Origin of the sequence: Kitasatospora sp. NPDC093102, assembly GCF_040683915.1 — a bacterium.
Taxonomy (GTDB): Bacteria; Actinomycetota; Actinomycetes; order Streptomycetales; family Streptomycetaceae; genus Kitasatospora.
This window is the reverse complement of record NZ_JBFBFA010000021.1, coordinates 24279-38525: the sequence shown is the minus strand read 5'-3', so window position 1 is coordinate 38525 and position 14247 is coordinate 24279. Positions and strand designations below refer to the sequence as shown.

Here is a 14247-nt window from a genome sequence, read left to right as displayed (position 1 = left end):
CCCGCACAAGGGTGCCGGCCGTCACCGCTGCGGCGACGGCCGGCACCCTTGTGCGGAAGGTCAGTTGTCGTTGTTGACCTTGGTGTAGGCCGCGCTGTAGCCGGTCGGACAGTAGAGGGTGTCGCTCCCGTTGCCCATGTGCCAGGCGCCCATGACCGTCGTCTGGATGCCCTTGACGTTGTCGTTGTTGCAGACCAGCACCAGCTGCCAGTGGTTCTTCGTGGCGGTGGTCTGGCAGCTCACCGACCCCCAGTTCGTCCCCTGGGTGGTGCTGCAGTACGAGGTCGCCGACGCCCCCGGCGCCGCCATCACACCCGCGGCCACCAGCAGCGCCGCACCCGTACCCAGAGCCGCAATTCGACGCATGGCCTTCTCCCTTGTCGCGTCTCGAACAACGTGTGCGGTCAGCATGCCGAAGATGTGATCGAATGTATCCACCGGCGACACAACTGGCCGAAACCTGTCCTTCCGCTTACCGTCTTGCTCGCCCCCCACACCATGCCCGTGGCAACCGTGTCGGGGCTGGGCGGCGTGGGCAAGACGGCCCTGGCCGTCCATGTCGCGCACGAGCTGGCCGCCGACTTCCCCGACGGCCAGCTCTACCTCGACCTGCACGGGGCCGACGGCCGCCCGACCCGGCCCGAGGAGGCGGTGGGCGCCTTCCTCCGCTCCCTCGGCGTGCCGGAGGACGGGCTGGCCTCCGGACTCGCCGAACGCTCCGCCCAGTTCCGCTCGTTGCTCTCCGGCCGGCGCGTGCTGGTGGTCCTCGACAACGCCCGCGACGCCGAGCAGATCAGGCCGCTGCTGCCCGGCCGGTCCGGCTGCGCCGTGCTCGTCACCAGCCGGTCCAGGCTCGGTTCGCTGCCCAACGCGCATGTCGTCGAACTGACCGCCTTCGCCCCGCAGGAGGCCCTCGGCCTGCTCGGCCAGGTGATCGGCGGGCAGCGGCTGCGGGCCGAGGCGGACACGGCCGCGGAACTCGTCCGGCTCTGCGGCCATCTCCCGCTGGCCGTGCGCATCCTGGCCGCCCGCCTCGCCTGCCGGCCCGGCTGGAGCATGGACCTGCTGCTCGACAAGCTGTCCGGCGATCGCCGCCGGCTGGACGTGCTGCGCGCCGGGGACCTGGACGTCGAGTCGGCGTTCCGCTTCGGCTACGACCAGCTGACGCCCGAACAGGCCCGGGCCTTCCGCCTGTTGGCGGTGCCGGGGGTGCCCGACCTGTCGCCGGGCGCGGTGGCGGCGGTGCTCGGGCTGCCCGAGCAGGAGGCCGAGGAACTGGTCGAGTCACTGGTCGACTGCTCGATGCTGGAGACGGCGCCACCGGACCGCTACCGGTACCACGACCTGCTGCGTGCCTTCGCCCAGCAGCTCACCCCGGACACGGTGGAGGGCCCACAGGCGCAGGCGGGCCCGGCGGCGCAGGCGGACCGCCCCGCTGCCGTCCTCACCCGCCTGGCGGCCCGTCACCACGCCGAGACCGTCGCGGCCCTCGGCCCGTCCGCCGCCCGCGCCGCCCTGCCCGGTGCCGACGCCGCTTCCCGCACGGTGGCGCCCCACGGTCGCGTCGACTACCACGGCATCGGCGCGCTGGTCGGCCAGTACGCCGCGCTCCTGGAGCCGCCCCGGCTCGATCTGGTGGCCGAACTGCTGCTCGGCTGGGCCCCCGCGCCGAAGCCCGACCCCGATCGGCCGGGTGCCTTTCTCCCCAACGGGGCCGCGGCCAAGGCCGGGTTGAACCGCTCGATATCGGATGCCGGATGGGGGGTGTTCCTTACGATCCTGCACGCCAAGGCTGAAAGCGCCGGACGGGAAGTGACCGCCGTGGACCCCCGCAACACCTCCCGGACGTGCCCCGCATGCGGGCACGTTGCGGCGGAGAACCGGCCCACCCAGGACACCTTCCACTGCACCGGCTGCGGCCATCAGGCGCACGCCGACACGGTGGGAGCCGTCAACGTTCTCCGGGCCGGGCTGGCCCGTTGCAACGCCCGGAAGGGTTAGCGAGAAGCCCCCGCGCTCACACGGGGGAGGAGTCACATGAACCACGTTCGGCTCGATCCATCACCGGCCCGCGCCCCCGCGCGTCGGCACCGCGCTCGTGAACGGCGGGCCCGGGCCGCGCACTTGGCGGTCCGGGCCCGCGGTTCGCTTTCGTTCGCGATGGTTCGCCACAGCTTCTCGGCGCCGCGAGCAGGCGGGCGGATCCGGCGGGAAAGCCGACGTACCGCTGCATGTCGGTTCAGGGTTTGCCCCTCCCCCAGGGGCAGGGGGCACAGTGGCGGGCGTGCAGGAGAACGTGATCACCATCGGCGAACTCGCAGCCCGGACCAGGCTCAGCCTCAAGGCCCTGCGGCTCTACGGCGAGCGGGGGCTGCTGCCGCCCGCCCTGGTCGACCCGCGCACCGGGGTACGGCGCTACGGCCCGGCGCAGGTCGAGCGGGCCCGGCGCATCGCGCTGCTGCGCGCCGCCGGGCTGCCGCTGGCGCGGATCGCGGCGGTGCTGGACGCGGACGGCGGCGAGGGCGCGGGCGAGCGGGAGCTGCTGGCGTACTGGCGAGAGCGGGAGGCCGAGCACGCGGCCCGCCGGGAGGCGGTGGGCTACGCCCGAGAGGTTTTGATGGGAAGGAGCACCACCATGTTCGAGATCGCCGAGCGCGACGTGCCCGAGCAGCACGTCCTGTTCGTCCGGCGGCACGTGGACGCCGCCGCGCTGCCCGGCTTCCTCGCCGAGGCCAGTACGCTGCTGCTCGGCCGGCTGCGGGAGGTGGGCGCGTGCCTGTCCGGGCCGCTGTTCGCGGTCTACCACGGCCTGGTGGGCGAGGACTGCGACGCCCTGGTCGAGGTCTGCGCCCCCACCCCGAACGCCGTCGGGCCGCACGGGCCGTTCGGGGTGCGCATCGAGCCCGCGCACCGCGAGGCGTACACCGCCCTGACCCGGCAGCGCACCGCCGCGATGGCCGCCGTCCACGACGCGGTGGGCGCCTGGGTCACCGCCCGCGGGTACGGGCGGGGCGGGCCGAACCGGGAGGTGTACTACCCGAACTGGGCGTCCGGCGGGCCTGAGGAGCACGTCGCGGACGTCGCCGTGCCGCTGGCCGCGGGCCCGCGGTAACTGCCCGTCGCCACAGGGATTTCTGGACTTGTGGGTCCATTTTCGGCTGCCTACGGTGCTGCTCGTTCCCTCCCGAATTCGCTCCCGGGTTCACTCCTGGGTTCACTCCCGGACGAGCCCGCACAGGAAGGTGTCAGCCCATGCACGCGATCCGGATCGAGGAGCACGGCGGCCCCGGGGTCATGCGCTGGACCGAGCTGCCGGACCCGGTCCCCGGCCCCGGCGAGGCGCTGGTGCGCCTGGGCGCAGCCGGGGTCAACTACGTGGACGTCGGTGCCCGGGCCGAGGGCGGCCCGGGCTGGGCGGCGCCGGTGGTCCTGGGCGCCGAGGGCATGGGGTACGTCGCCGCCCTCGGCGCGGAGGCGGACGGGCCGGCCGTCGGCGACCGGGTGGCCTGGTTCTACCACCCGGGCAGCTACGCCGAGTTGCTCGCCATCCCGGCGGCCTCGCTGGTCAAGGTGCCCGACGGGGTGCCGGACGAGGTCGCGGGCGGCCTGCTGATGCAGGGTCTGACCGCCAGCCACCTGAGCACCGAGACCTACCCCGTCGCCCCGGGCGACACCGCGGTGGTGCACGCGGCGGCGGGCGGGGTCGGCCGGTTGCTCACCCAGCTGGTCAAGGCACGCGGCGGGAACGTGATCGGCCTGGTCTCCCGCAAGGAGAAGGCCACCGTCGCGAAGGAGGCCGGCGCCGACCACGTGCTGGTCCACTCCGGCGGCGGCTTCGAGGACCGGATCAAGGAGCTGACCGGCGGGCGCGGGGCCGACGTCGTCTACGACGGCGGCGGCGCCGACACCTTCCGCTCCTCCCAGCTGGCCCTGCGCCCGCACGGGGTGCACGCCTATTACGGCCCCTTCATGGGCGTGCCCGTACTGCGTCCCACCGACCTGCCGAACAGCATCCTGCTGACGTACCCGGTGGTGCACCACCACGTCCCCACCCGCGAGGCGCTGGTGCGGCGCACCGGCGGGCTGTTCGACCTCGTCCTGGACGGGCGGCTCACCCCGCGGATCACCGGCCGCTACCCGCTCGCCGAGGCGGCCCGGGCGCACGCGGACCTGGAGTCCCGGCGCACCACCGGCAAGCTGGTCCTCGTCCCGTGACCGGGCTCGGGACGCAGGCCGGACGGGCCGCAGCCGGAGGACATGTTCCGCCGACCCGCAAGGGCGCCGCGACCAGGCAGCGCATCGTCGAGGGCGCCGCCCAGGAGATCCGCGCGGAGGGGGTGTTCGCGCTGCGCCTGGAGGACGTGACGACCCGCACCGCCACCAGCAAGAGCCAGCTGTTCCACTACTTCCCCGGCGGGAAGGACGAGCTGCTGCTGGCGGTGGCCCGCTTCGAGGCGGCCCGGGTGCTCGACGCCCAGCAACCCGAGCTCGGTTCCCTCACCTCCCGGGAGGCCTGGTGGCAGTGGCGCGACAAGGTCCTCGCCCGCTACCGCGCGCAGGGCGTCAGCTGCCCCCTGCACGTGGCCCTGTCCCAGCTGGGCGCGGCCACCGGCGCGGGCCGGACGGTGGCCGCCGAACTGCTGGGGCAGTGGCAGCACCGGCTCGCCGCGGGTATCCGTCACCTACAGGGCAGCGGGACAGTCGCCGCCGGCCTGAACGCCGAGCGGGAGGCCGCGGCGCTGCTGGCCGGGGTCCAGGGCGGGGTGCTGATCCTCATGACCACCGGCTCCACCGGCCACCTGGAGGCGGCGCTGGACTCGGGCCTCGCGCGGCTGGGGCTGACACCGGGCTCACGGGAAACCGGCTGAGGGCCCGCCGCAGGTGACGCAGCGGGGTCGGGTCCGTACGGACGGGCACGGCCCCGGTGTGGAATGGGCCACATTCCAGGGGCTGTTGAGGGCTTTGGGTGAGAAGGGTCACGAACGGCACGCGGTCACGGCGGCCGACGGCGCGGGCCCCGGCAGGACTGGGCGGGCGCCGTCGGGGCACGGGCGAAGGGCCTGTCCGTTTCGGGACCTTGGTCGTGAATCCGCTCGACCTTCGCCCTGGTGGCGGCCCGTCGGGGCCGGGGCAACTGTGGACGGTCGCCCGTTGTGACCGGGCGGCGGCGCCGTCCGACGTGGGCGGTGTCTTTCCCTGCCGTCTACCCGGCGCACGGTGCGCAGTGCGCGCCGTACGCTCCGGAGGACCCCAAGCACATGTCCCAGACCATCGACAACGCCCCGTATACCGCATTCCACCGCAGGCTGGCCCTCGCCTGTTCGGGCGGACCGCTGCTCGACGGCTACATCCTGAGCATCGTCGGCGTCGCCCTGATCGGGATGCGCCCGGACCTCGGGCTGTCCACCGCGGAAGTCAGCCTGATCGGCGCCGCCGCGCTGGTCGGAATGTTCGTCGGCGGCGCGCTCTTCGGCGTGCTGACCGACAAGATCGGCCGGGAGGTGATGTACACCGCCGACCTGCTCGTGATGGTCGCCTGCTCGGTGCTCTCCTTCTGGGTCGACGCGGTGTGGGCGATCGCCGTGCTGCGCTTCGTGCTCGGCATGGCCGTGGCCGCCGACTACCCCATCGCCACCTCGCTGCTCGCCGAGTGGCTGCCCACCAAGCACCGCGGCCGGCTGCTCGGGAAGCAGATCATCGCCTGGTACGCCGGCTCCGTGCTGGCCTACGTGGTGGGCTACCTGTTCCTGGAGCTGGCCGGGCCGGGCAGCTGGCGCTGGATGCTGGCGAGTTCCACGGTGCTGTGCGTGGTGTTCCTGGTGATCCGCCGCGGTTCCCCGGAGTCCCCGCGCTGGCTGGCCGCCAACGGGCGGGTCGGCGAAGCGGTGCGTGTGGTCGAGAAGCACCTCGGGGTCCGGGTCGACGGCCGGGAGCTGATGCCCGACCCGGCCGAGCGCGGCCGCCCCGGCGGACTGCGCCTGCTGATGACCCAGCCCTACCGGCGCCGCACCCTGTTCTGCGGCCTGTTCTTCCTCTTCCAGGTCGGCCCGCTGTTCGCGATGCTCACCTTCGGCCCGCAGATCCTCTCCTCCTTCGGCATGCCCGGCGGCAACATGATGGAGACCCTGGGCACCGGGCTGATCAGCCTCGTCTTCCTGCTCGGCTGCTACCCGGCACTGCGCCTGATCGACACCCGCGGCCGGCGCCCCGTCATCATCTGGTCCTTCGCCCTGATGACCGTCCCGCTCGCCCTGCTCGGCGTGTGGCCCACCGCCCCCGCCGCCGTCGCCCTGCTCGCGCTGTGCGCGTACGCCTTCCTGTGCGGCGGGCCCAACGTGCTCGACTGGACCTACCCCAACGAGCTGTTCCCCACCGAGATCCGGGCCACCGCCGTGGGCGTGGCCACCTCGGTCAGCCGGATCGGCGCGGCCGTGGGCACCTACCTGCTGCCGCTGTCGCTGACCGGGCTCGGCACCGGCACCACCATGCTGATCGCCGCCGGGGCCACGGCGCTGGGCCTGCTGGTGAGCGTGCTGTGGGCCGAGGAGACCCGCGGCACCGCGCTCGGCGCCTCCCCCGCCGCCCCGCGCCCTGCCCGCGGCACCGCCGTCCCGGCCCGGCGCGTCCCGCAGACGGCGCGCTGACGGCCGGCTGAGGCCGCTCCTCTGCGCCACCGACGGCGCCGTCCGGTTCCTCCGGGCGGCGCCGTCCGGCGTCACGGGGCCGGGCGGCCGGGGCCGACGGGTTTTCCGCCGGCCCCGGGCCCCACCCCGTCAGGCCAGGTCGCCGCGTTGGCGCAGCAGGGGCAGGAGGTGGTCGCGGACGGCGGGGGCGAGGCGCAGGGTGTCGTCGCGGCCGTCGGTCCAGCGCAGGTCGGCGAGTTCGGCGGCGGGGACGGGCTCGCGGTCCAGGGTGGCGGTGAAGACGGTCATCAGCATGGGCACGCCTTCGAGGGCGGCGGTGGCGCGGATGTCGGTGAGGTGGCGGGGGTCGACCGGGGCCGCGCCGAGTTCCTCGCGCAGTTCGCGGGCCAGCGCCTGGAGGGCGTCCTCGCCCGGGTCGGGCTTGCCGCCGGGGAGGTAGAAGACGTCGGGGGCGGCCTGCTTGCTGACGACCAGGAGCCGGCCGTCCTGGATGATCGCGGCGGCGGCGACGGCGAGGGGGGTGGCCGGTGCGGTCGGGGTGGCCGGTGTGCTGGTGGCGGCGGAGTCGATCATGGAAGGGATTGTCGCAGGTGGGAGGGTGCGCCGACGGGACACCCTTGCAAGTCTCTGCGCATGCAACTATTGTTCATGAATGTAAATGCAGCCGCAAAAGTTGCATGCTCGCCCCTTTGTCCTGGCGCCAGCCGACCCCACCGGGAGTCCGACATGAGCACCTCTCTCTTCGCCCCGCTCACCCTGCGAGCCCTGACCGTCTCCAACCGGGTCTGGATGCCGGCGATGTGCCAGTACAGCGCCGCCCCGGACGGGGACGCGGCCGGCGTCCCGACCGACTGGCACTTCACCCACCTCGCGGCCCGCGCCGCCGGCGGCACCGGGCTGATCATCACGGAGGCCACGGCCGTCAGCCCCGAGGGGCGCATCAGCCCGTACGACCTCGGCATCTGGAACGACGAGCAGGCCGCGGCCTTCCGCCGGATCACCTCCTTCCTGAAGAGCCAGGGCACCGTCCCGGCCATCCAGCTCGCCCACGCCGGGCGCAAGGCCTCCACCGAACGCACCTGGGTCGACCGCGGACGCCCCGTCGCCCCGGGCGAGGAGCACGGCTGGACCCCGGTCGGCCCCAGCGCCGAGGCCTTCTCCGCCGCCCACACCACGCCGGACGAGCTGACCGAGGAGCAGATCGGCGACATCGTGCGGCAGTTCGCCGACGCCGCCCGGCGCGCGCTCGACGCCGGCTTCCAGGTCGCCGAGATCCACGGCGCCCACGGCTACCTGGTCCACGAGTTCCTCTCCCCCGCGGCCAACCACCGCACCGACGGCTACGGCGGCTCCTTCGAGGGCCGCATCCGCTTCGCCCTGGAGGTCGTCGACGCCGTCCGCTCGGTGTGGCCCGAGGACCTGCCGGTCTTCTTCCGCGTCTCCGCGACCGACTGGCTCACCGAGAACCCGGAGGACGGCCGCGAGGGGTGGACCTCGCAGGACACCGTCCGTCTCGCCAAGGAGCTCCGGGCACACGGCGTCGACCTGCTCGACGTCTCCACCGGCGGCATCGTCCCCGACGCCCGCATCGAGGCCGCGCCCGGCTTCCAGGTGCCCTTCGCCGAGGCCGTGCGCCGCGAGACCGACCTGCCGGTGGCGGCCGTCGGCCTGATCACCGACCCCGCCCAGGCCCAGGCCATCCTCACCGACGGCCACGCCGACGCCGTCCTGCTCGGCCGCGAACTGCTGCGCAACCCCTACTGGGCCCGCCACGCCGCCGCCGAACTCGGCGGCGAGGTCGCCACCCCCGTCCAGTACCACCGCATCTGACACCCGCGAGCAGCCGGGGCGGGAAGCGGCCGGGCCGGTGGAACCGGTCGCGGCCGTGGGTACGGGCGGCCGGCAGCCGGCCCTCGTCCGGGTGGACCCGGGCCGCCTTGTCGATCACCTCGGTCATGCGGCGGCGGGCGTCGCGGGCATCTCGGCCATCAGGGGGTCTCCTCGTCAGCGTGGACGCCTGCGTCCCGCCGGCGCACCTGCGCACCTGGGTGGAGCGCAACTCGACCGCTTCCCCGAGCCCGTCCGAACCGCCTACCCCTCGGGCGAGCCCGGCAGGTCGAGGGTCACCCGCAGGCCGCCGGCCGGGTCGGGGGCGAGGTGGAGTTCCCCGTGGTGGGCTTCGGTGACGGCGGCGACGATCGCCAGGCCCAGGCCGTGGCCGCGGCGGGCCGGGTCGGTCTCGGCGGTGCGCCCGCGCCCGCGCAGGAACGGTTCGGTGAAGGTGGCCACGGCCTGCGCCGTCAGCTGCGGGCCGGTGTTGGCGACGGTCAGGCGCACCCGCCCGGGCCGCTGCGGGTCGGCCCCGGTGGCGACGGTGACCCGCCCGCCGGAGGCCAGGTTGTGCCGCAGCGCGTTGTGCAGCAGGTTGACGGCCGCCTGGCGCAGCAGGACGGGGTTGCCGGTGGTCGGGGCGGGGCGCAGGTCGGTGGTGAGGGTGATGCCGAGGGCCGCGGCCTCGTCGCGGACGGCGGCCAGCGCCTCCCCCGTCGCGGCGGCGAGGTCGGTGGGGGCGAGGTCGGGCGGGGCGTGGCCGAGGTCGGCGAGCTGGAGCAGGGCCTCGCTGATCTCGATGCCGCGCTGGTTGGTGTCCTGGAGCCGGGTGACGAGCTTTCCCCAGTCCTGGCCGGACGGGTCGGCGGCGGCGACCTGGAGCATGGTGCGGGTGATCGCCAGCGGGGTGCGCAGTTCGTGGGAGGCGTTGGCCGCGAAGCGCTGCTGGGCCTCGAAGGAACGCTGGAGGCGCGCCAGCATCTCGTCGAAGGCGTCGGAAAGATCGGTGAACTCGTCGCGCGGCCCGGTGAGGGCGATGCGGTGCTCCAGTGCCCCGCTCGCGGCGGTGTGGGCGGCGCGGGTGATGTCCTGCAGCGGGCGCAGCACCCGGCCGGCGATCAGCCAGCCGCCGGCCAGGCCGACGGCGGTCAGCAGGGCCAGGGCGTAGCCGCTGGCGGTGAGCAGGGAGCGCAGGATCTCCTGGCGGGAGGGTGCGTCGGAGCGGTAGCGCGGGTTGGAGGAGGTGAGGGGGTAGTTGGGGACGTAGCGCATGCCGACGTAGACCACGGCGAGGGAGAGGGTGCCGGCGGTGACGGCGAAGAGGGCGTAGCTGAGGGTCAGGCGCATCCGGGCGGTCAGGCGGCGCGGGCGGCTTCCCGGACGGCGCTTGCCGGGCGGGTGCTCGGCACGAGGGGGCTTTTTCATCGTGGGGTGCCTTCCCCGCCCGGGCCGGTGAGGCGGTAGCCCACCCCCGGCACGGTCTGGATCGCCCACGGGTCGCCGAGGCGTTTGCGCAGGCCGGAGATGGTGATGCGGACGGCGTTGGTGAAGGGGTCGGCGTTCTCGTCCCAGGCGCGTTCCAGCAGGTCCTCGGCGCTGATGACGCCGCCGCGCGCCGTCATCAGGACCTCCAGGACGGCGAACTGCTTGCGGGACAGGCCCACGTAGCGGCCGTCCCGGTAGACCTCGCGGCGGAAGGGGTCCAGGCGCAGCCCGGCGTACTCCAGGACGGGCGGGGCGGCCTGGGCCGGGCGGCGGGCCAGCGAGCGCAGCCGTACGACGAGTTCGGCGAGGTCGAAGGGCTTGGTGAGGTAGTCGTCGGCGCCGAGTTCGAAGCCGGCGACCTTCTCGTTCAGCCGGGCGGCGGCGGTGAGCATCAGCACCCGGCAGCCGAGGCCGCGCTCGACGATGCTGCGGCAGACGTCGTCGCCGTGGGTGCCGGGGATGTCACGGTCGAGGACGACGACGTCGTAGCTGTGGACGGCCAGGCGCTCCAGCGCCGCGTCGCCGTCGGTGACGATGTCGCAGGCGATCGCCTCCAGCCGCAGGCCCGCCTGGACCGCCTCCGCGAGGTAGATCTCGTCCTCCACTACCAGGACCCGCACGTGCCGTTCTCCCGTCGTCGCCGTTCGCACACCCCATTGGACCGGATGGGGCCTATCGAAAACGTATCGGCCTGCGCAGACGTCCTCGCAACACCGTGTCTCCTCCAATGGTCCGCAACGGACGAGCACACCGGGAGGCAGGAATGGACTCGACGCAGACGCGGACGGAAGAGGACACGGCAACGACGACGGCGCGGGGCAGGCGGTGGCTGGCCGCGGGCGGCTCGGCGGCGGCGGTGCTGGCCCTGGCCGGGGTGTACGCCGCCGACCCGCCGGGCACCGAGGCCGCCCTGCGCTCCCTGGCCTCCACCGTCACCGCCCAACCCGTCACGGCCGGGGGTGAGGCGGACGGGGAGGTACCCGACGGCCGGACGCTGAGCCCCTTCGACACCGAGGCCCCGGCCGTGCGCAACCTGGACAAGCCGCTGCGCGAGGCCCTGCAACGGGCGGCCGACGACGCCCGGGCCCAGGGCATCGAGATGACCGTCACCTCCGGCTGGCGCAGCAAGGCCTACCAGCAGCGGCTGCTGGACCGGGGGGTGGTCAAGTACGGGAGCGTGGAGCAGGCCCGCAGGTTCGTCAACACGCCGGAGAAGTCCGCGCACGTCACCGGCAAGGCGGTGGACGTCGGCCCGACCAACGCCGACTACTGGCTGATCCAGCACGGCGCGAAGTACGGGCTGTGCCAGGTGTACAACAACGAGATCTGGCACTTCGAACTGCTCACCCCGCCGGGTGGGACCTGCCCGGCTCCGCTGCCGGACGCCGCAGGGTGAGGGGGCGCGCCGTGACGTCTTCCGCGCTTTCCGAAACGCCCACGAAGGCCGGCCCGCCGGACCGGCGGCGACGGACCGTACCGAGGTGGCGGGCCGCACCGAGGCGGCTGACCGCACCGGGGCGCCGGGCCGCACCCGTGTGGCGGGCCGTGCCCCGGTGGCGGCGCGGGCGCGTGCCCGCCGCGCTCGGGCTGCTCACCGCGCTCGCCCTCGGCGGCCACCGGCTGGTGCCGGACCTGGGTCTGGGCCTGGGCAGCCTGTGGGAGAGCGCCCTGCCGTGGAGCGGCCTGGTGGCGGTGGCGGCGCTGCTGTGCGCGGCGCTGCGCCGGGCACCGGCGGCGGCCTGCGCGGGCGGGGTGCTGGCCGTGGTGTGGGCGGTGGTGTTCGGGCCGCTGCTGCTGTCCGGCGGGGCGCCGGCGGGCGGGGCCGGCGGGCCGGGTCTGACGGTGGTCACCCACAACGTGAACGCCGCCAACCCGGACCCGGCCGGCACCGCCCGCGCGCTGCTCGCCGCCGGCCCGGACCTGGTCGCGCTGGAGGAGGTCACCGACGCGGCCCTGCCCGCCTACCGGGGCGTGCTGGACCAGGCGCTGCCCCACCACGCCCGCACCGGCACCGTCGCCCTGTGGAGCCGCTACCCGGTGACGGAGTCCCGGCGGCTGGTCATCGACCCCGGGTGGAACCGCTCCCTGCGGGCCGAGGTCCGCGCCCCGGGCGGGCCGGTGGCGGTGTACGTCGCCCACCTCGCCTCGGTGCGGACCACGGTGACCGGCTTCGCCACCGCCCACCGCGACCGCGACATCGGCGCCCTCGCCGGGGCCCTGGACGCCGAACCGCTGCGCCGGGTCGTGCTGCTGGGCGACCTCAACACCGCCGCCGACGACCGCGCCCTCGCCCCGCTGACCAGCCGCCTCACCCCGGCCCGCAGCGGCTTCGGCTTCAGCTGGCCCGCCGCACTGCCCCTGGTGCGCATAGACCACGTCCTCACCCGCGGCCTGCCGGCCACCGCCACCTGGGCCCTGCCCGCCACCCCCAGCGACCACCGCCCGGTGGCGGCGAGGCTGTCGGCGTGACGGTGGGCCCCGGCGGGCGGCTCGGGCCGGCTCTCGGCGTTGGGGTGCGTGCAGGGCGAGGCGGAGGTGGGGGCACCTCCCGGCCGCCAGGCCGGGGGCGCGTCGCGGGCCCGGGATTGACCGACGCGGGCGCGGGCCGAAGAACCGGCGAAGGCCGGCCGACCCACGCACGTCCCACCGCCCGGGGGCTGAGGCCGGAAGCCGTCCCTTCGGCCCCCGGCCCTCAAGACCCGTCCCACATCCCCAGGCGCTTGAGACGACGCTGCCGGAGCCGCTCTGACACGGCCGTGAGACCGAAGACAAGCCCCAAGAGCAGCCCGAACACTACAGCGAACAGGGGATCACCGGGTTCCTCCTCACGCGACAGCATCAAGAAGAAGAGTGTGAAGGGCACGGCCATGCAAAGGCCCGTGCCTATCGGGTGCCGGGCCACCCATTTCTGGATCCGCGTCGGACGCTTCTGCCCGCCCAGGGCACGATCCACAGCCCAGAAGACATCCCCCAGGGACCGCCGCCAGTTCGCCATGGCAGAAGGATGTGACTCCTCCCCCGGCTGAAGCCGGGGGCTTCTCGCTAACCCGGGCGGGCGTTGCGACGGGCCAGCCCGGCCCGGAGAACGTTGACGGCTCCCACCGTGTCAGCATGCGCCGCATGGCCACAGCTGACGCAGTGGAAGGTGTCCTGGGTGGGCCGGTTCTCCGCCGAGACGTGCCCGCATGCGGGGCACGTCCGGGAGGTGTTGCGGGGGTCCACAGCGATCACTTCCCGCCCGGCGCTTTCAGCCTTGGCGCGCAGGATCGTGAGGAACACCCCCCACCCGGCATCGTTGATCGAACGGTTCAACCCCGCCTTGGCCGCAGCCCCGTTCGACAGGAACACGCCCGCCCGCTTGGGATCAGGCTTCGGCGCGGGAGCCTTGACCATGTTGCGGATCCTGAGGTCCTCGTGCGCGATCAGATCATGCGCGCGGACCAGACCGAGGGCGGTCTTGTGGGCATGGTCGAGCCGTTGACGGCGGACCTTGCGGTGCAGCCGCGCGACGGTCTCCACGGCCTTGCGGCGGCGCTTCGACCCGCGCTTGCACCGGGAGAGGGCCTGCTGGGCGGCTGCGAGCTTCGCGGCGGCCTTCCGGCCGTGGCGGGGGTTGGGAACGAACCCGCCGTCGGAGTCGGCGAGGAAGCTGGCTATGCCCATGTCGATGCCGACCACGGATCCGGTCGCGGGCAGCGGCCCGGGCCGGGCCTGCTCGGCCGTCAACACCACGTACCAGCGCTTGCCCTCACGCTTGACCGAGATCGTCTTGACCCTGCCGACCACCGGCCGGTACCGATGCACCCTGACGTGGCCGACGCCCTGGAAACGGACACGGGTCACCGGGTCGTGCGGGGTTGAGTCCCAGCGGCAGCCGTCACCGTCTTGGGGGAAGTCCACCGTGTCGAACCGGTTCACGCCGCGAAAGCGTGGGTATCCGGGTTTCCCGCCGGACGTGACCCGGCGGAAGAACGCGGCGAACGCCTTGTCCAGCCGTCGAAGCGTGGCCTGCTGGGAGGAGAAGGACCAGCGGCCTTGACACTCCGGGTCGAACGCCCGGATCTCCTTGAGCTGCGCGGACTGATCGCCATAGCGGACCGTCGTCCCGGAGACATGCCGCCAGGCATCCCGGCGTTCCTGCAACGCCCCGTTGTAGAGCGAGCAGTGATCCCGCAGCATCTCCGTCAGTGCCTGCTGCTGGCCCACGGTGGGCCGCAGCATGAACTTGTACGCACGAATCAACACGACCCACCCCCTCCACCGCCGCCGCAATCAACATGCCACACAC

Annotated in this window: 14 protein-coding genes; 8 read left to right on the top strand and 6 right to left on the bottom strand. The window is 73.9% G+C overall.

Features of this window, described 5'->3' with window-relative positions:
- Positions 1–60: 60 nt before the first annotated feature.
- Positions 61–366 carry a hypothetical protein gene (locus AB0O11_RS24350; RefSeq protein ID WP_224285364.1) on the bottom strand — a complete coding sequence of 102 codons (306 nt, stop codon included), beginning with the start codon at positions 364–366 and terminating at the stop codon, positions 61–63.
- A 138-nt stretch (positions 367–504) separates the two neighbouring features.
- Here AB0O11_RS24350 and AB0O11_RS24345 point away from each other — a divergent pair, with 138 nt between their 5' ends.
- From AB0O11_RS24345 to AB0O11_RS24325, 5 genes are all read left to right on the top strand, one after another.
- Positions 505–2001, top strand: coding sequence for a zinc ribbon domain-containing protein (locus tag AB0O11_RS24345; RefSeq protein WP_363390711.1), 1497 nt, complete (start codon positions 505–507; stop codon positions 1999–2001).
- A gap of 283 nt (positions 2002–2284) precedes the next feature.
- Positions 2285–3112, top strand: a complete 828-nt coding sequence (locus AB0O11_RS24340; protein WP_363390708.1) for a MerR family transcriptional regulator — start codon at positions 2285–2287, stop codon at positions 3110–3112.
- A gap of 140 nt (positions 3113–3252) precedes the next feature.
- Positions 3253–4215 (top strand): quinone oxidoreductase, encoded by a 963-nt coding sequence (locus AB0O11_RS24335; RefSeq protein ID WP_363390705.1) that lies wholly within the window; start codon positions 3253–3255, stop codon positions 4213–4215.
- Positions 4212–4868 carry a TetR family transcriptional regulator gene (locus AB0O11_RS24330; protein WP_363390702.1) on the top strand — a complete coding sequence of 219 codons (657 nt, stop codon included), beginning with the start codon at positions 4212–4214 and terminating at the stop codon, positions 4866–4868. Before AB0O11_RS24335 ends, AB0O11_RS24330 begins: the two co-directional genes overlap by 4 nt.
- Positions 4869–5258: 390 nt before the next feature.
- Positions 5259–6644 carry an MFS transporter gene (locus AB0O11_RS24325; protein WP_363390699.1) on the top strand — a complete coding sequence of 462 codons (1386 nt, stop codon included), beginning with the start codon at positions 5259–5261 and terminating at the stop codon, positions 6642–6644.
- Positions 6645–6773: 129 nt separating this feature from the next.
- Here the strand turns inward: AB0O11_RS24325 and AB0O11_RS24320 are convergent, their stop codons facing one another.
- Positions 6774–7217 carry an NUDIX domain-containing protein gene (locus AB0O11_RS24320; RefSeq protein WP_363390696.1) on the bottom strand — a complete coding sequence of 148 codons (444 nt, stop codon included), beginning with the start codon at positions 7215–7217 and terminating at the stop codon, positions 6774–6776.
- A 153-nt stretch (positions 7218–7370) separates the two neighbouring features.
- Between AB0O11_RS24320 and AB0O11_RS24315 the strand changes: the two genes are divergently transcribed.
- Positions 7371–8474 (top strand): NADH:flavin oxidoreductase/NADH oxidase, encoded by a 1104-nt coding sequence (locus AB0O11_RS24315; RefSeq protein WP_363390693.1) that lies wholly within the window; start codon positions 7371–7373, stop codon positions 8472–8474.
- Positions 8475–8735: 261 nt separating this feature from the next.
- On the opposite strand, the gene AB0O11_RS24310 is transcribed toward AB0O11_RS24315, so the two are convergent.
- Together AB0O11_RS24310 and AB0O11_RS24305 are read right to left on the bottom strand one after the other, a co-directional pair.
- A complete protein-coding gene (locus tag AB0O11_RS24310; protein ID WP_363390690.1) occupies positions 8736–9899 on the bottom strand; it encodes a HAMP domain-containing sensor histidine kinase in 1164 nt (387 codons plus the stop codon).
- Entirely contained in the window at positions 9896–10579 is a 684-nt protein-coding gene (locus AB0O11_RS24305; RefSeq protein WP_363390687.1) for a response regulator transcription factor, read from the bottom strand. Before AB0O11_RS24305 ends, AB0O11_RS24310 begins: the two co-directional genes overlap by 4 nt.
- A gap of 143 nt (positions 10580–10722) precedes the next feature.
- On the opposite strand from AB0O11_RS24305, the gene AB0O11_RS24300 reads away from it, so the two are divergent.
- A complete protein-coding gene (locus AB0O11_RS24300) occupies positions 10723–11355 on the top strand; it encodes a M15 family metallopeptidase (RefSeq protein ID WP_363390684.1) in 633 nt (210 codons plus the stop codon).
- A 173-nt stretch (positions 11356–11528) separates the two neighbouring features.
- On the top strand, positions 11529–12428 hold the full coding sequence (locus tag AB0O11_RS24295) for an endonuclease/exonuclease/phosphatase family protein (RefSeq protein ID WP_363390681.1): 900 nt from the start codon (positions 11529–11531) through the stop codon (positions 12426–12428).
- Positions 12429–12651: 223 nt separating this feature from the next.
- Here the strand turns inward: AB0O11_RS24295 and AB0O11_RS24290 are convergent, their stop codons facing one another.
- Both AB0O11_RS24290 and AB0O11_RS24285 read right to left on the bottom strand, forming a co-directional pair.
- Positions 12652–12954 carry a hypothetical protein gene (locus AB0O11_RS24290; protein ID WP_363390678.1) on the bottom strand — a complete coding sequence of 101 codons (303 nt, stop codon included), beginning with the start codon at positions 12952–12954 and terminating at the stop codon, positions 12652–12654.
- 47 nt (positions 12955–13001) lie between these two features.
- Positions 13002–14201 carry a transposase gene (locus AB0O11_RS24285; RefSeq protein ID WP_363390958.1) on the bottom strand — a complete coding sequence of 400 codons (1200 nt, stop codon included), beginning with the start codon at positions 14199–14201 and terminating at the stop codon, positions 13002–13004.
- Positions 14202–14247 lie beyond the last annotated feature (46 nt).